Consider the following 17,808-nt stretch of genomic DNA (forward strand, 5'->3'; position numbering starts at 1 on the left):
TCGCTTTCCTTAGTCATCGTCTTCCCCGTCTCCGGTTTGCTTGATTTCGTATTGGACGCCAGCATGCGGATAATTGAGATAGCGCTCGCTGTCATCGTCCCACCGGCGATACATGAACGACGGATCAACCACCGCGCATATTTCACGCAAGGCGAGTTGCGCGGCCCTTCGTAGACTCTTCATGTCGAGACGGCGGTAGAGGATCGCCCAAGCGACCGCGTAATCGTCGTAGTTGAGGCTCTTTCTGGAACCGAAGATGATTTCAGGGCGATCATCGCAATCAGCGAAGGCCTCGCTGATGCCGCTCGACGCGCCTTTACAGGCCGACATGACGAGCACAGCCGGGCAGTACCTGCCGCCTTGAAAATACGTGGCCAGCGACGCCCAGCTGACCTTGGTCAGGTCACCCAGAAAAATGCCCGTGCTGCTGCCGTGACAGGACAGGTGAACCACCCGATACCGGCTCGCCGTGGCTTCTGCGATGGCGCGCTTGAGATGAGTGCGATCGAGAGCATATCGGATATCTGGTTTGTAGCCCTGGAGCTTGAGCAACTGAAGGGTCGACGGACCGTCCAATTCATCATTGTAGAAATCGTCGGCGCGGCCCGACTCGATGATGAGCACTCGCATCTTCCGACCTCGTGGAAGGAATTGATTCGTCTCGAATGTAGTTCATTATATGCGAGGCGCCCCGTCGCCGCTCGATGTCGGGACAATGCCGGCACTCGGCATTGATCTGCGGTGCCGTTGGTCCGAGCCGTAGATGGCCTCGGTCAATTCCCGGTCGGTGATGCCGGGACGTCGTCGAATGACATAGGTGATCACGTCGCGCAATGCGGTCATGGAAGCCTCCGTGTCGGAGCTTCCTCATTACAGACGGGATTTTCGCAAGGCTAGTTCAGCCTGCCAGTTTATTTTCACGGGATCCAGGCGGTTGGCGGCCCCGTCGCTCTCTGTCACACATGCACGTGCTGAATGGATTGCGCTCGCTTAAACCCGCCGAGAAAAGCGGAGTTCGCATCTGGAAGGGCGGTGAAAACGGCGCACAGGGGCTCCGCCGCCGCCATGACGCTCGCGAAAGGTGACGGGCTCGCCCGGCCGGCTGATCGCGCTGAACCTCCCGCAAGAGTCGAATGGACTTCCGATCGGGATTTGCTAGGCGAAGAGCTTCAAGGCAGAATATCAATTTTGGATTGAACTGATTGATGCCCGATCCAGACTCCACCATTGAAAGTCTCCCCGATTATCCTGCACTGCAGCAACTGGCTCGCGCGCTCTGGCGGGACGGCTCGGTTCGCGGTGCTTCGATCCTTGTGGGAGCCGGCCTGAGCAAGAATGCGGTTCGTACCTCGCATCAATCGCCGGAGCCGCCGTCATGGTGGGATCTGAAGAAGAGGATGGTCCAGCGGCTCTATCCGCACGATCCGGAGGCTGCTCCGAGCGATCCACTGCGTATCGCCGAAGAATACCGCACCTATTTCGGCCAGTCCGGCCTCGATGAATTCATTCGCGACAACTTTCCCGAGAAGTCCTGGGCCCCGGGGCCATTGCATTCCGCGCTCCTGGAATTGCCGTGGGCCGATATCTTGACGACAAATTGGGACACGTTATTGGAGCGGGCTGCCGAGAGCAGCGACCGCGCCTACGAGACGGTGCGAACGGAGACTGACCTGACCTATGCAAGGTCGCCGCGGATCGTGAAGCTTCACCGCACGCTCGGCGATGCATGGCCTCTCATCTTCGCCGAAGAGGATTACCGGACTTATCCCGCGAAATTTGCCGCCTTCGTCAACTTTGCCCGTCAGGTCTTCATCGAGAACGAGCTTTGCTTGGTTGGCTTCTCCGGCAACGACCCCAACTTCCTGCAATGGGCGGGGTGGGTACGCGACCACCTGGGTGGCAGCGCACGGCGGATCTATCTCGTCGGCAATTTGCGGCTGGAACGGGCGACCCGGCGCTATTTCGAGGCTCATAATATCGCACCGATCGATCTTGCGCCGCTCGTGGAGCACCTGCCACGAGATGTCCGGCATTCGGAGGCTACGAGAATCTTTCTCGATGAGCTCCGCAAGGCCAAGCCCCCGCTTCGGCATGAATGGCAGCTGATTCCGCCCGACCGATTTCCGATATCCCGGGCGGAAAGCACAGCATATGACCGTTTGCGCACTGATTATGCTTTCGTCGCCGAGTTGGCCAAGGAAACCATCCCTCTGCTCCGGAACGATCGGCTTTCCTATCCTGGCTGGCAGGTCTGTCCGAGCCATCACCGGCAGCCCCTGCTCGATGCCGGCGGCGCTCGCTGGATGATGCGCAGACAGGTGCTCGATCTGCTCGAACCGGCTGTGCGTGCGGAAGCTCTGTCCGAAATTCTCTGGCGGCGAACGACGAGCCTCGCACCGCTTGATACGCAGCTGGCAGCAGCGCTGACGGAAGTGCTCAAGACCGAGCCCCTCGCGATTGATTCTACTATGCGCCTGGATTTCGCGCTGGCGCTGTTGCGCGACGCCCGGTTTTCCGCGGACGACGATGAGCTTAACCGATGGGCCCGCCTAATCGAAACGGAAGCCGCGCCTGGCTCGGCTCTGCGCCACGAGGTGACCTATCAGCTATGCTTGCGCGCACGCGATCGGATGGATCTCACGAAGCTCGAGACGCAGCTTGCGCAGCTGCCATCGGAGGAGCCGGTCTGGAAGCTGCGTCGCGCTGCGCTTCACTGCGAGCTCGGCGAATATGCGACCGCGACGAGGCTGATCAAGGAAAGTACGGCCGAGCTCGAACGGCGTCACCGGCTCGACCGAGATTCACTGGCGATCAAGTCGCAACTCTCTTGGGCGGCCTGGTTGAGCCGCGCCAGCGACGTGGGATCCAGACGGTGGTCCGATCTGCCGGTGCTGCGCGATTTCAGCGGTGAGGGCATCGATCCAATGAAGGAGCTGCAATATTTTAAGACCGAAGCCGCTTCGATCGAGAAGGAGCGGCGCGAAGATCAAGTAAAGGTTCAGGCCGCTTTCGAGACCGGTCACTATCGCGATGGGTCTGGCAAGATCAGGCTCGGAGCGGAAAATACTGGCATCTTGCTATTCTACGAATTCGATCAGCTGATCGAGCAGGTCGGCCTGCCCATCCGCATCAATTTCGCCAATATCTGCGAAGACGCTGCGATTGCAGTCGTCGAGGAAGGTCAACAATCGACCGTCGAATGGTATGTCTGGCTGCTGCGCGCGATAAGTAGCCATCGGGACAAACCGTTCGACCGTCATTTCGGCCGGCTCGCCGCCGCTCGTATGAGCGCCGGCTGCAGTTCATCGCTCCTCGCCACGATCGGTACCGCGGTCACTTTCTGGGCGCGCCGGATTGCCGAGTTGCGCGCGCCGGGCCTTCAACGCGATCGCCGCCGGGCCATCAATGCGCTTCGCGTGTCCCTCATGGCGCTTTCACGGCTGACGGTCCGGATGTCGCCGGACCGGGCTGGCACGCTGCTCCGCAGTGCCGTCGCGATGGCCAATGATTCCAACATTTTCGAGATCGGGCTGATCGAGGCACTAGGCGAAATCGTAACCCATGCATCCGCAGCGATACCTGTCGCCGAAAAGGGCGCCTTCGTTCTGGCGGCTCTCGAGTTTCCGCTACCATCGGAGAAGAATTCGAACATGCAGTTGTGGCCTCGGGCCGTGACCGCGATGTGGAAGGCGCAACCGGACCGCGAGCTCGGCGATCTGCGTTGGGACCGTCGGATTCAGCAGTTGCTGATCATGATGCAAAAGGGTCATCCGGATCGGGAGCATGCGAGCCTGCCGCTCGCCTACTTGTCTTTGCGCGGCATCCTGAAACCCGAAGAAGCGACCGCGTTCGGAACGGCACTTTGGTCCGACCTCGATGCGGAAGATCACACCGGTCTGCCGAGGAACACTTTCTTGATCGCCGGCAGTCTGCTGAAATGTCCGGTTCCTGACGGCGTCGATCTGAAGGCCAGGCTCACCGCGCGCCTACTTGACCCTGATCTGAGCGATGTCATGAAGATAGAACCGTCGGTCAGCTCGCTCGATGTCGGCCGAAAGGCGGACCATCTCCATGCAATCACCCTCGCGGTCAAACTCGGCTTGACACTGCCGCCAGATGTGGCCGCGCGGTTGTTCGACGAAATTGTCGCCTGGGAGCTGCAGACAGTCGATCGGCAGGATCCCTTCGCCCTTGCCTTCGCGAAAGGATTCAACGACAGCATCCGTAGCGCAGCCGGCGACGCAATTGCGGCAGCCGTCGCTCCCAACCTGCCGAATCAACAAGGTAGCGGGCAACGCACGCATGATCTCATGACGTTCATCGGGCGGACCGGATCATGGCGAGCCCTTTCGGCACTGCCGCTTTTCTGGGCACCGGCGGAGGGCGAACGTGATCAGATCGTCTCGATGATCCGCCGCAGCCTTGTCGCTTCGGACGACGTGAGGGTCGGCGCTGCGGCGATGGCCATCAGCCGCTGGGTCAAGCTATCGAAAGCCGGAACCGCTGCGGACATCCCCCGTGTCCTGGCCGATCAATTGATCGCGACGATCGAGACGTGCCATGAGATCGGACTTGCGATCATGCTGAGCACGGCGCGTAAGCTCATTGAAGACGGCATTTTGAACGCCGAAGATCACAAGCGCCTGGTGGAGACGATGGCCGTCATCCGCGACGTGTTTCGTTACGAGGACACTCCAAACGAGGGCATGCGCGCGGTCGTGGTCTCGTCCGTCCGCGCCGAATGCGTCAGGCTGGCAAAGGTTCTCGAGAGGTATGTTGCCGGTGTCAGCACTTTGCGGGCTTGGATCGACGATGCAGGATCGGATCCCTTGCCCGAGGTCCGCTTCGCCTTGCGGGATCAGAGCGAGCAAGCGGCTGATCCATGGGGGGCTCGTGACGCAGAGGTTTGAGGATATCATCGAACGCGAGGCTTTCCGGGTCTGTCCGCTGTTGCCTGCGTCGAATTTCATCAGCTTTTGCTGCAATCGAAACCTGAAAGTCGATGCCGAGCGCCTGCGGCAACTGGAGCGCGTCGGCTTGTTTCTTCCTTTGCTGCGGATTTACCGGATCGACATCACACGCAAGATCAAGCTGCTCGATGGCGTCCAGCGCTTCAGCTATATGGATTATCTCCCGAAAGACGAGCCTTGGGACGGAGATGTCCGCGTCGAGCTCGCCGATTTCGATTTCAGCCGGCGAGTGATCCGGAGCTGGCTCGAACATGGCAATGCCTGGGACCCTCGAGATAGAGCGGCGCTGCACCGGGCAACGATCGACACCGAGATGCGGCGGCACGAAGCCTATTACTCGCAGTTCCAAATCTTCGAGCTCGATCGCCTCCTGCGATCGATGACAGGAACCGTTGAGCTCGAATGGGCACTTCGCGAGGACGGGAGCATCGATCCGGAATGGGGCGACCAGCTCGGACCCAATCTGGCCACGGCCGCTACCCACATGGCTGGGACCGACAGGACGAGCGATAGCATGGTCGGCACCCTATGTCAGATCATCTCTGACCGATACTATCCGCGAACGCAGGGCGACGAGCGTGAGATTTCCGTCCCTACCCGCATCAGTCATTCCTTGGATTGGGACTGGTACGCATTCGCGCGCCAGTGGGATGCGGCAGGCATCGCACGCTCTCTCGGGCTCGACAAGGCCGAACTCAAGCGCCACTACGAGAATGTGTTTAGGTATTGCCGCCAACTCGACCCGCTGGAGAACTGGCGCATTCTGGTGCGTTTCGTCCGGCTTGAGAAGCGGCAGCGTTTGAAGGACGATGCTCTCAAGGCGCGGTCCTTCGATGAGATGGCTAAGATGTTGCGCCTGTTCTACGCGGATGCTTTCGGCGAGCAGCTCGACCCGGATGAGGATCTCGGCCGAACGCTCATCGACCGCATTCCAGATATCAGGGTCCAAGACGATCCACGGCGGGCACTCGAACTCGTCGTCAATGACTTCAGGCTGAACCCCAAACCTGATCTGGTCTTGTTCGTGGAGGGGCCGACCGAACTTGCTATCGTGCCGCACCTGATCGACAAGATGTATGCCACGAGCCTGAGTGTGCTTGGCATCGAGATGGTGAACCTCCGCGGCGTCGGGAATGCGACCGGGGGCAAGGACAGCTCCTACAGTGCCTTGTGGCGCTTGATCGACTATCTGCATCATCACCAGACGATCGCCTTCGTCCTGCTCGACAACGAGGGTCTTGTGCCCGTCAACATCGGCAAGGGCCTGCGGATCGCGCATTCCATTCATTCGAAGAATCGGCACGTGACGCGGCCTGACTATGTCAAACTTTGGAAGCTTTGCTTCGAGCTGGATAATTTCAACGACACCGAGCTTGCGAAAGCGCTGACGATCTATGCGGCGGGACAGGCACGGTTTACGGTCTTCGACGTCAAGCCGTGCCGCGAGAGCGCACGCGAACCGAAGCGTAAGGGCAAGTTGCGAACTCTGAACGTGCTCTACGAGGAGCGTACCGGGCTGGAGCTGAACAAGCCCCTCTTTGGCAAAGTGCTGTTCGATCTCATGGTGGATCCCGCGGCCAGGCGGAAGCCTCAACATCGACCGATCGTGCGGTTTCTGGAGAAGGTCGTTGAGCGCGCAGCGCGCAATCCCCAGCCGATAACTCAGGCGATGTGGGAATACAACCAGCTCACGGGCTATTTCGGAAAGCTCCATCCCGGCGCCGTCACGAAACGCAAGCCTCCGTTTTCGCTACATAAGCGTCGTGCCAAGTGATCCTGTTACGCGTACCTGGCCCTTCAGGACCGGGTTGTGGCGATGACTTCCGGCACGGACTGAGCGCGCAATCGCCGCCACGATGCAAATTCTGCCCGCACGGCCCCGTTTGCTGCAGTGCCCCGCAGCACGAACGCCGGCGGAGGGACGCGCCGCCTCGACGCCGGTTAGGGGGCCGGACCGGCGAAGGTTCTCCGCCGCGTCCTCGAGCGGAACGGAAACCGCTTACAGCGCCGTGGAGCAAAACTGCTACCGCGTCGGCGAGGCCGGTTCTTGTCTTCTCGGCCGCACGATATCGCCCAAGCGGAGCACGCCTCGAAGGCGGCTGGCCACAACCAAGCTGTGATGAAGAGAAAGTACGCACGAGCGCGCTTCCAACCGTTCTGCATCCGAAACACTGCACGAAACGAGCTGGCGCGAGATTCAAAGCAAAGGCCGCCATGGGTCGGGGTTCAGCGAGCATCTGACACGTCCGCCCTGCGCGCGACGAGCACGTATCTCCCTCTCAAGCGACGTGATAAACCGATTCGTCGCGGCGGCTGAGGTCTTGATGGCCCGCCGCGCGCAGTGCAGATTGATGGGAAGCCTCGACATTGGGAGCTGTTCGCGTGCCAACGACCTCGAAACCCGCGACTTACGTGGTCGAGCTGAATCTGACGAACGTTAAATCGTTCGCCGGAAGTCATACACTCAGTTTGCGCAATCCCAAGGGGGGAGCTGCGCGATGGACCCTCATTCTTGGCGACAACGGCGTCGGCAAGACGACCTTGCTCGAATGCATCACGCAGCTGACTCCCGTGTTTAACAGCGATGACCAGGGCAGCAAAGAGAATCCCAAGATGTTCGTCGAGCCGCGCATGGCTCAGGCCGAGAATCAAGTCTTCGAAAATCTAGCCCGCAACGGTGATGTGAAATGCGAGGTGAAGGCTAGCTTTGCGGTCGCGGTTCGCCTCGACAAAAAAATGGACTCCGCCGAAGTGGTCGAGACGTCGGTCCTATTCTCAAGGGTCGCAGGGAAACCCGAAATCATCGACGCATCGAGCTGGCCGGAAAAGCCGGAAGACTGGCCCAACCAAGACCGCGGCGTCGAGCTGCGTCGATGGAAACGCTTCTCGAAATTCGAAGAGCCGTTGATCTTGGCCTATGGCGCCGGGCGGCATATGGGAGTTGACAACGTCGACTTCAAGAGGGCGCCCGACGCAACGGACTCTCTACTGAAAGGAACGGGAGAGCTATTCGACGCCGAGGAATTGCTAAAGCAGATCGACTATGCGTCGACCGCCAAGGGTGAAGGCGCCAAGCGCGCGAAGGCGCAGAAGAATACCTTTCTGAAACTGATCGCGGCGCTTCTGCCGGAAGTCGAACATCCCAACAACATCGTGATCCATCGACCGGGTCCGCTCGGCGGAAACGATAGATACGGTGTCTATGTGACGACACATGACGGCGAAGTCAGGCTGCGTCAGCTGAGCTACGGCTACCAGACGATGGCCGCGTGGCTGGTCGACATCGGCTGGAGGCTTTTTCAGCGATACCCCCAGAGCACCAATCCCCTAGTCGAGCCGGCCATCGTGCTCGTCGATGAGATCGATCTGCATTTGCATCCAAAATGGCAGAGACAGCTGAGAGAGCGTCTGTCGAAGCACTTCCCCAACGTCCAGTTCATCGCGACCGCGCATAGCCCGCTGATGACGCAAGCGTTTCTGGACGCCAATCTCGCTGTCGTCATGCGCGACGGCGACCATTCGGTGATCGAGAACGATCCGGCTGTGCTCGAAAACTGGCGGGTCGATCAGATTGTGACGTCCGACCTCTTCGGGCTGGAAAGCTTCTGGCCTCCCAAAGTCGACGCGCTGTTCGAGGAGCAGCAGCGGCTCGCGGACAAACGGCGCAGAACGCCCGCCGAAAACGCGCGCCTGCGTCAACTTCAGAAAGACATGCTCGACCTGCCGACTGAAACCAATCCCGATGTCGAAGAGGCAATGCGTATCGTGCGCGACGCCGCAGCACGCCTCGCATCGAAGGGGTAGGCATTGATTAGGGTACAAAAGCCCAATGCGGCGCCTCAGCGTCTCGACGCAGGCGTCGCTCTTGTCGCAGCTTTGGAGCATGCCCTCGCGCTCGATCCCGCTGCTGGCGCAAGCAGCAAGACTGCATTCAAATTCGACAAGAGCGTTTATGGACACACTGACGTCAAGAACGCGTTGAAGGCGGCGCAGCACGACAAATGTTGCTATTGCGAAGCGAGGGTTTCACACATTGCCGCGGGGCACGTCGAGCATTATCGCCCAAAGACCTGTTCGCAGCAGGCCAAGGGCGAGTCCCTGCTCTATCCTGGCTACTACTGGCTCGCCTACGCGTGGCCGAACCTTTATTTCGTTTGCGAGCGCTGCAATTCGAGCGGCAAGAAGAACCTCTTTCCCTTGCGGATTACCAACCATCGTAACCGGAGGCGCACCGACGATCATGTTGAGGAGCCGTTGATCTTGGATCCCGGCGGCCCAACAGATCCACGTCGGCACATCAAATTCAACGGTCCGGCGATCGTGGCGACTTCCAGAATCGGCAAGACGACGGTTGCGTCGCTCGGCCTTAATCGCATCCCATTGAAAACGGCGCGGTTGAGCCACTTGAAATTATGCACGACGATTAGAGATTTCGTGCGGATACCGAGTGCTTCCTTTAACCAGGCCGTGCAACAGGAGCAAGAGCTGGCTCGGCAACAGCTCGCCCGTCTCGCGACTAGCGAGGCCGAATATAGTGCGATGGTGGGCGACTTTCTCGCCTCCCCCTGAGGCGCGGATCTGGTTCCCGCGGAGAACACATCGCATTCGATTGCGGCGGAGCTTCGCCGTGATCATGAGAAGGTGTAGACGAGCGTATACCTTTCGCCATGACGGATTTCGGACACGGCATGAAACGAACGCGGTGAAATCTCGAACGCGAAACCGCTGCCGTGCTGCGGCAGCAGGACTTGCCGGACCGTCTCGACGTTGTCTTCTTCGAACAACATCAGGAGTCCCCCCTGCGCGGCGGTCCAGCCTGTATTCAGCTGAATGAGGAAACGATGGGTTTCGGCTCCCTCGATATAATCGTTATGGACCCGAATGACCTGCTTCGAGGTCAGCCGGTGAGCGTTCACATCGACGAGGTGCAGGGTTCGATCAAGCGAAAAAGTCCGCTCGAGGAATTCACGAACCTGATCGATGAAGGCGCCGCTTGCGAGTGGTGCGATCGCATCGCCGAGCGCTACGTTGAGCAAGCTGAACTCGTGCTGAACGTAGAAGTCCTCGACCCGCAAGTCCCACGGCGCCTCACTAACCAGCCAAGAGAGCGCGGCGTTTGACGCGTCACGCGGAATGGCGATTGGCAGCAAGGCGTGAGGGAATGGCTTGTTTGAGGCTGCGGCCCGGTTGAAATCAAGTGTGATCATGCCGCCCCCCGATTTGCCGTCAAAATCGAACGCATACGCGCGATCAAGAGCCTCTGGTCCGAACAGAAGACACTTGGATTGTCGAAACCGTTGGCGTCGCGCCATCGGTGCGCCGGCATGCCGCCGCCACAGACGCCTAAATCCGGGCATTCGAGACATTGCGGTGCGGACGGACGCTGCAAAGCGTAGTAGCTGGCGAACTCCTCGGACGCCATCAGATTCACCAGATTGCCATCCATGACGGACCAGGACGCTTCGAACTGATCCGACGCCGAACCTGCGCTTTTCAGCGTATCGTTTTTGTTGATCGTACCGTCGGTCTCGACAATGAGAATGCCGTAGCTCTCCGTACCGGCGCCCTCCTTAACGCCGCGCCCACCTAGGATCAATCGCAGGAAGTCATCGAGAATGCGAACACGAGGCGGCGATCGGTCGGATAGGTAGATGTCCAAAAGCCGGCACATCCAGTTGCCGTATTCGACCGACTCGAACGAGGCCTTGCCGAAGGGCAACTGGCTGTGGTTGCCGTCGCGATAAAGGAAATCGAGACTGGGCGCCTCAGTCGACTTGAGGAAACTGTAAACCTCGGCCGGATCGCTGGCCGGATCGACGACGCACAATATGCCGGAGAACAGCCAACGCGCCTTCGGACGATCCCGGAGCAATGCGATGCCGCGAAGCACGCCAGCGTGAGAGCCGTGACCCGCATGGTCGATACGAAAGCGATCATGCAGCCTGGCGGGACCATCGAGGCTGATTGAGATTCCGACACGATGTTCAAGGCAGAGATCGACTATCTGGTCGTTCAGCAGCACGCCGTTGGTCTGGACATGCAGCCCGCAATCGGGCGGCAGCGCGGCACGCAATCGGGAGAAAAGGTCGGCGAGAGCGGCACCCCCCAGAAGCAACGGTTCTCCGCCATGAAGGACCACGCTGAATGGGCGGCCTTGCGCGCGCGCCAACTCGCCGAGCTGTTCGCATGTCCGCCCGATCACGAGCCGCGACATTCGCTTGGGCTGGTTCTTCCAGGCATCGTCGCCGAGATGATAAACGTAGCAGTAGGTGCAATCGAGATTGCACCTACTGGCAACTTTCAAAAGTACGGTGTCGACTTCCACCGTTCTCGCGCCACTTACCGGTTGTGTCGATTATAGGTACGATTATAGGCCGCCGGCGTGAACGACGTATCGTTGCGCACCTCTTCGAGGAGCCTGGCGAGCGCTTCGCTATCGAGACCTATGTCTCTTAGATCGCCAGGCAGACGATCTTGCTCCGAGGGTAGAGCTTGGCCTTCGCTCGATTTGTCCATGGTGATCTCCGACTCTCCACGCTGCTTATCATCTTCCGAGCGCAATAGATAGAAGAGCACGGAACCTTATTCGCATAATGTAGATGAATCTATCGCGCGACTTCTTGAAATATAGTTCTAATCTAACCTTTTAAATTGAAGTATTTTATCATATCGCTACGATAGAAATTAGATTTAGACAATATAAACTGGCCTGTCGGTTTTCGTGACTTGGATATAGCGAGATCAAATACTTAGTAGATGAATTTTGGTGGAATTTTTATTAGTATAGACTCACGCAATAGCACCACTCCGAGAAGCTAAATGGCCGCTGCTCGTCTCATCAGCAGCGTTGCTTGGGCTCGACCCGCAGAGTCTTCACGGCCGCCTGCGCGAGCACTGAGCCCATCCGACAGGACGCGACCGAGCAGTCGGAGGAAGTCTCCAGCGGCATGGCGTAGATTTCACCGATTTGCGTTGGTGAAGCGCGCCACAATCGCATTCAAGAGCAAGGTCCCAACGTCCGTCAAATCCTCCCTAAATACTGGGGAAGTGGCTTCGGTCACCTCTTCGGCAATCTGCGCACGGCGATCGCGGACATAATGGATGGTCTGACTGTCGCATGAGCCTTCGACCACCTCGAGGAAGGCATCGATGACGCCGAAGACATAGAGTCCGTGCATGACACCCTGAATCGGTCGCGCCATGCGCTTCCATGGCGAATAACGCGCGGCCTCCGGACGCTTCACCAGTGGCGTATGTCCCTCCAGAAGCGTGAGCTGAAGGTGCATCGCTTCGTGCAGGATTTCCTCCGCAAGCCTTAGTCGTCCCCGCTCGGTCTCATCTTCAGGCAGTGAAACAAATACCGAGAACGGGACCTGCGGGTCGCTGTGACTGACATCATAGGCAGGATCGGGTGGCCGGACTATATGAATGACCCGAACGAGATGCAAAATCGAAGCTATCAAGTCTTGCGCGAGTGAAAGACAATCAAACGCCGACCGGATCTTTCGGATCACCAGGAAGGCGTCGAGCTCGCGCGCCCCGTAAAATGATATGTCAAGCGTTCGATAGTAGCTTTCGGACCGGAACGGATGTTCGACGATCATGGCGGGCATTGACAGCTCGATCGCCTCGGGCGTCCTGATCTCGGCAAAGACATTGAGAGCACCTTCCGGGTCGCCCTCACGCACACGGTCAGTCCCGTAGGATGGGGGCAACAGCCCAGATTGTCGCTCCAGTGCCGCCCATTCGTGCTTAGCCAGCAAAGGCGCCATGCCCGGCAGCCAGATCAAGCCTTGCGCGAGCAGGTCAGCGGCCTGACGACCAATCTCCGCGGCGAGAAGTTCTAATGTGTCATCAGGCATCGCGCGGCTTACTTTTGTGGAGCCACCACACAAAGCTCAATTCAAAGCGGTCTATCATTGCCGTCAGGATCGTCGTTTGCTGTCCTCGATCTGCACTGTTGCTTAAATCAAGTAACCGCTTTCAGTTCGCAGTGACGCCAACATACTTCCCTTACCTTGTCTAGCTCTCCTTGAGAAGACTGCCGCTGCCCAGCAAACCAATGAGTGCAAGCACTCCCTTAGCTTACAAAGGCGCGCCCTATCGGACTGGGTCAGGGCCGTGGTTCATCCAGCGCTCGTAGTCTCGGATCGTCTCCTCCGGAAAGTTGGCCGACTGCTCGTCGTCCTGCCGCATCAGCCGAATTTCCCCGCAAATGCTGTGCACTAGGGAAGACGATAGGCCGAGTGCAGCGCCAACCCTGATCTCCGCTTCGGCCGAAGCGCCTTTCTCCCCTCGCTCTTGAGCCAATCTCAGTTCGCCCCGATAGTACGCTTCAACATGATGCTTCCACCACGGCCAGGTTCTGAAACACCTCCTTCGGTCATGGGCCGAGCTTTCCGGGCTTAGCAAGACTGAGAAGGCATTCAACCTTTCGAGGACGAACTCTTCGATAGATTGCGGTTGGCTAACCACCGGACGTCCAAGTCCTGCCACGGCTTGCATCCGCCGGCGAGCGACGGGATTGACGTCGAGCTTCTCAAGCCTTGAAAGGTCGGACTTCTTCCATTCGTGCCGCCGACGGTAAGCCTTTAGCAGCAATCCGCGGCGGTAGTTCCGCTCGAGGCTTTCGGCCCAGCCCGCCAGTGATTGGCTGACGGCGACCACGAGCACGCCGACAAGCGCGAACGTCCCCACCGTCTCAGGCGATAACGGGCTGCCCGGCCCCTTCCCATCATTCGAAATATTCAGCTCGGTCATCTTCACTACCTTCTGCGGTGAGTTGATGCCCCAATTTCCATCCGTCGGCCGCTCCGATCACGACAATTTAAGTCCAAGCGGCAACCACATCCCGCCGCGCAGCTTGGTGCCGTCTGCGCCGGCTGGAGCCGCAAGCGTTCCAGGTCGCCAGAACCCAAGGGACGCCTGAAGATCGGCAGCGCATCCGATAAGAAGATGCGATCAAGTTTGCATCGCCAGAGCATTAGCGTGCTTCGCGATAAATCCATTAGCCAAGTGAAACAACCCAGTAGCATAAGATCCCTTAAAGCCGAATACGTCGTATTCGCCCACAAGCGCGCTCAGCTTGTCGTCTAGCACGCCAAGATCATCCAGGCTCAGCCATTCTACAGTCGATGAGAGATCAACAGTTTTGAAAAGATCCCCCACAAAAATGACCTTATCTGCCGCATTGCAGACCTCAGCGACAATTGCCGCGTGCTCATTGTGCGTGAGAGGCCCGAGGTCACGCATCTCGCCAACCACCGCCAAGACGCGGCGACCTATACTTCGTTCGAGGGCCAAATGAGATATGAATCGTCGCATAGATAGAGGGTTCGAATTGTAGGCGTCGTTGACGACAGTTACGTTCGCGAGCTCAATTCTTTCAAGTCGACCCGGCGCTCCCGGAAACTCCGCCAAGCGATCGGCAAACTCATTCGCCGGACATTCATCCCCAGCCATCACCCTCCAAGCACCGTAGGCGCAGCCAATTACATTTGGTGGTATCAGAACATCGGACTTCAAGATGCACTCAATCCGAATTGCCCGAGGTTTATCAACTACGACGATCTTCCCATCGCTTTCCATGGCAATGATATCAGCGTCACTAGACTCATTGGTCGACGTTCGGAGAACGTTGACTCGACGCTCGCTTACGACCTTTTGTTTTTCGACAGCACGTCGGATAAACTCATTGTCAAAGTTGGCCACGATCGTCGAACCATCCGACATGTGTGTCGCAAGCATCGCTTTCTGATCAGCAATTTGTTGCAAGTCTTGAGAAAACGATGTGTGCACTTTGCCAACGGAAGTGAACACCAATACATCTGGAGGCAGCAACTTACCCATCAGACCCAGGTGCGCGCCGAGCGCAGCTTCCATCACGAACAAGCTGCACCAAGAACTGTTATTGTGAATCTGACTGCAAATCTCATGTGGGAAATTCCATGAGTCGGTAGAGTGTATCAAATCGCGCAATGGTTTCAGCAACCAGCTTAGCAGCTCCTTTGTGGTTGTCTTTCCGACCGAACCGGTTACAAAAATTAGGGACGCACCTTTTCGCCGGACCACCTCATGCGTCTCGCGAAACATGCTCTCGAACGGAATGGCCTGCAATCGATACCGGTTTCGGTAAAACGACGATTGATTCCGCTCACGAAATGCCGCGCTGACGATTTTCGTTGCCTCTTTTCCGATGTTAATCGAAAAATTAACGATCGACTTTTCGTTCAAACATATCTCTACTGTATGCAGCCCCAGCCGGGTCGCAGGAATTGCTTCAAACACTGCAATTGTATCCCGGCTAACTTTATGAACCACACTGCAAATTTTCTCTTCGTTGGGGCTAGAGACACTTATCGATAATGTCCCTTCTTGAAATACGAATGCGGGCTCAATTCTAACGCACAACGCACCCCGCACCGTATAAATATCTCCAGCACGAACAACGCGAACACCCTCAGAATCCAAGAGAATGATGTTCGCGATATTCATGGATTGGCGTTCGCGAAAAGTCTGGCGACGGCACGTGCGGCTCGAGCGGCATGAACGCCATAGTCCACCCGTACATGCTTATCTAGAAGGGAATAGGGCATTGCCCCGACTAAACTTGTCGATCCATGAGGAAGCATTGCAACGCCCTCATCGAACTGACAGCGAAATAGGAATCCTACCGCCTTGAGCAACCTGAGTTTTACCGCCTGCCTTTCTTCCGGTGTCAAAGGCACATAGGGAAGGAGTTCACCGACGGCTTCGACCGGAAGAGCAGTCTGGAACGACTCCAATCGCTCGAAAGCGCCGTCCTCCGCTGCACCAATGCTTGATGGCTGTCCAATGATCTGCGCTATAAGATCGCCAGCCAGGCAATGCGAAGCCCTGTCACCACAGCTGCAATTGAAAGCGATGATTTGTGCCGCGGCTAGCGAATAGAACAAGGCTTCATCTACCCACTGGCTGACCTCTGACGATTCGATAAGTTCCTGACGTAGATCGCCAACGCCCTGAACCTGGGGACCTAGCTCCCTCATCATACTCGCCAGATGTCCTAGGAACAGTCGAGCGGCTTTGTCTTGGCGGAGATCAACCGACGCTTTGCGGAAAAGCGGCGACCATCGTTGGAATTCTTCTATCGCCGCGGATCGATCATGAAACAGTTTGGCTCGAATATAAAAGACAGCCGCAGCGAGTTCTTGGAGGTTCAACGGCTGGTCGATCTCGCGAGGCAATAGTTTGCGGGATAATTGAGCGTCCAATCTTGTTGCAAGGTCGGCGCAACCACCTCCAACATCGTACTCGCGCAGATAGGAAAGAACGAGAGAGAAGTGAACTAAGTCGAGTTCATAGGTAGGCACTCGCTCGTGATGCGAAATAATATAAGGCGGAACATCTCCCCGGTGCTCTCGTCCCAGCCATCCATCGAACCGTCCCGGCAACAAAAACGGTGCATCTGCAACGCGGTAGAAGCCGGAACGTGGATTTGCATATTGAACGGGGACTACGGCCTCTTGGTTGAGAAGAAGCCATTCATCGACGAAGGACTTTTCGAGGTAGAATGGCGTGCCTGGCGCCAAGCCAGCCTTTTGTTCAAGGGCCTTATATACACGACCGGAGACATTTACCCGATCTGAGATGCAGGAATACGGAGTGATATATGTCGGAATATCGCTCGCATCTGAAGTCGAGCGGAACACGCAGGCGCCAATATCGCTCTCTAGAATATTCCCATCCATTAGAGGAGTGAAGCCATGAGGAATGGTGACCACGTAATAGGGCCAGCTTCCAACTGCGGCGATTGCGTCTGCGATGGACAGGGCGATTGATCGCCGGCGCGATCCGACGCAAACGCCAGACTTTTTTACATCGTAGCCATGAACAAAAATATGGGCGGATGGCTTAGAGGATTCCGACTTCACAGGGGTTCCGCAATCCAGATCCAAGTATTCGCCCATGGCTAAGGTGCGAGCAACCTCGCGAGGTTGGGGAATATTTTCCGGGCAAACTGATTCGTCGACCGTATCCGAGGCCAAGAACAAGGTCCTCCAATGCCACGGCTCAAAGCCGATTCGATCGCTTGCGAGGAATGGGCGAAAAAGACTACACGGAAGTTTCTGAGCCAATGTTGACAAAAAGAGCGTTAGTCGCTCTCCGTCTTCAACATCTAGCGCTGCGTCGACAATGCAATGATCGCTAAATTTTGGTGGCAAACAAAGGTATCGTCCTTTTTCATCGAATAAGGTTCCGTCAAGATACCTTGCGGCGAACAGAAGCGCCTGAAAAGTCGGGGATCGATAGGCTGAGAGCACTGCGGTGCTGTATCCGTAACTCTCCAAGCATTTCAGGAGATCGGCTTGCTGAGGCCCGAGCCTGGCGTTCGGATGTTCCGCCGCCGCAGCATCTACTTGGATTTCGGCTGCTCCCTCCACCGGATAGAGTTCAAGACATGCGCAAGCGCACCCCAAGAGTTCCGCCGGCAAGCCACGATACTCTAGTCCCTCAAACGAACTCACATCGTGAGGAATGGATATTAGGCTCTGTTCGGCATGTTTTCCGGATCCGTATACGAATCCCATTCTGGCCATCGCCGCCAACACAAGCGAGCCACTTGGTATATCCCTATATTCCGAATCGAGCAGACGGACGCTAAACACCGTTGCGACCAATTAGGACTGCCGACGCGTCGTTCCTTCCGCCACGCGAGCTTCGACAGTCCCGCCACCTTCGGCAACGCGCGAGCCTGTGGAGCCGCCTCCCTCTGAAACGCGCGAGCCCGTCCCGCGACTTCCTTCCGAAACCCGGCTTCCGTGAATATTGATTTCGACAAAAACGGATTCCGCCACTC

13 protein-coding genes are annotated in these 17,808 nt (G+C 57.5%); 4 read left to right on the plus strand and 9 right to left on the minus strand.

The window, feature by feature from the left end; genetic code table 11:
• Positions 1-9: 9 nt before the first annotated feature.
• Together ACLFLU_RS34960 and ACLFLU_RS34965 are read right to left on the minus strand one after the other, a co-directional pair.
• On the minus strand, positions 10-630 hold the full coding sequence (locus ACLFLU_RS34960) for a hypothetical protein (protein ID WP_426409227.1): 621 nt from the start codon (positions 628-630) through the stop codon (positions 10-12).
• A 45-nt stretch (positions 631-675) separates the two neighbouring features.
• Complete coding sequence (locus ACLFLU_RS34965) at positions 676-843, minus strand: hypothetical protein (RefSeq protein ID WP_426409228.1); 168 nt, start codon at positions 841-843, stop codon at positions 676-678.
• Between the two features lie 362 nt (positions 844-1,205).
• On the opposite strand from ACLFLU_RS34965, the gene ACLFLU_RS34970 reads away from it, so the two are divergent.
• From ACLFLU_RS34970 to ACLFLU_RS34985, 4 genes are all read left to right on the plus strand, one after another.
• Positions 1,206-4,910 carry an SIR2 family NAD-dependent protein deacylase gene (locus ACLFLU_RS34970; protein ID WP_426409229.1) on the plus strand — a complete coding sequence of 1,235 codons (3,705 nt, stop codon included), beginning with the start codon at positions 1,206-1,208 and terminating at the stop codon, positions 4,908-4,910.
• Complete coding sequence (locus ACLFLU_RS34975; RefSeq protein ID WP_426409230.1) at positions 4,894-6,744, plus strand: TOPRIM nucleotidyl transferase/hydrolase domain-containing protein; 1,851 nt, start codon at positions 4,894-4,896, stop codon at positions 6,742-6,744. Before ACLFLU_RS34970 ends, ACLFLU_RS34975 begins: the two co-directional genes overlap by 17 nt.
• 608 nt (positions 6,745-7,352) lie before the next feature.
• The gene (locus tag ACLFLU_RS34980) at positions 7,353-8,774 is read left to right on the plus strand and encodes an AAA family ATPase (RefSeq protein ID WP_426409231.1); all 1,422 of its coding nucleotides are present in this window, start codon (positions 7,353-7,355) and stop codon (positions 8,772-8,774) included.
• Between the two features lie 3 nt (positions 8,775-8,777).
• Positions 8,778-9,539, plus strand: coding sequence for a hypothetical protein (locus tag ACLFLU_RS34985; RefSeq protein WP_426409232.1), 762 nt, complete (start codon positions 8,778-8,780; stop codon positions 9,537-9,539).
• A 62-nt stretch (positions 9,540-9,601) separates the two neighbouring features.
• On the opposite strand, the gene yhhC is transcribed toward ACLFLU_RS34985, so the two are convergent.
• From yhhC to ACLFLU_RS35020, 7 genes are all read right to left on the minus strand, one after another.
• Positions 9,602-10,177, minus strand: coding sequence for a cyclophane-containing peptide 2OG-Fe(II) oxygenase YhhC (gene yhhC / locus ACLFLU_RS34990; RefSeq protein WP_426409233.1), 576 nt, complete (start codon positions 10,175-10,177; stop codon positions 9,602-9,604).
• Positions 10,174-11,295, minus strand: a complete 1,122-nt coding sequence (gene yhhB, locus ACLFLU_RS34995) for a cyclophane-forming radical SAM/SPASM peptide maturase YhhB (RefSeq protein ID WP_426409234.1) — start codon at positions 11,293-11,295, stop codon at positions 10,174-10,176. Before yhhB ends, yhhC begins: the two co-directional genes overlap by 4 nt.
• Positions 11,296-11,309: 14 nt before the next feature.
• Complete coding sequence (yhhA, locus tag ACLFLU_RS35000) at positions 11,310-11,486, minus strand: YhhA family cyclophane-containing RiPP (protein WP_426409235.1); 177 nt, start codon at positions 11,484-11,486, stop codon at positions 11,310-11,312.
• A gap of 443 nt (positions 11,487-11,929) precedes the next feature.
• Positions 11,930-12,832, minus strand: coding sequence for an aKG-HExxH-type peptide beta-hydroxylase (locus tag ACLFLU_RS35005; protein ID WP_426409236.1), 903 nt, complete (start codon positions 12,830-12,832; stop codon positions 11,930-11,932).
• A 238-nt stretch (positions 12,833-13,070) separates the two neighbouring features.
• Positions 13,071-13,730, minus strand: coding sequence for a hypothetical protein (locus ACLFLU_RS35010; RefSeq protein ID WP_426409237.1), 660 nt, complete (start codon positions 13,728-13,730; stop codon positions 13,071-13,073).
• 201 nt (positions 13,731-13,931) lie between these two features.
• Positions 13,932-15,464, minus strand: coding sequence for a Mur ligase family protein (locus ACLFLU_RS35015; RefSeq protein ID WP_426409238.1), 1,533 nt, complete (start codon positions 15,462-15,464; stop codon positions 13,932-13,934).
• Positions 15,461-17,629: a hypothetical protein gene (locus ACLFLU_RS35020; protein ID WP_426409239.1), complete on the minus strand. Its 2,169-nt coding sequence runs from the start codon at positions 17,627-17,629 to the stop codon at positions 15,461-15,463. The genes ACLFLU_RS35015 and ACLFLU_RS35020 overlap by 4 nt, the downstream gene beginning before the upstream one ends.
• Between the last annotated feature and the right edge of the window lie 179 nt (positions 17,630-17,808).

Source organism: Bradyrhizobium ganzhouense (genome assembly GCF_049949285.1).
Taxonomy (GTDB): Bacteria; Pseudomonadota; Alphaproteobacteria; order Rhizobiales; family Xanthobacteraceae; genus Bradyrhizobium; species Bradyrhizobium ganzhouense.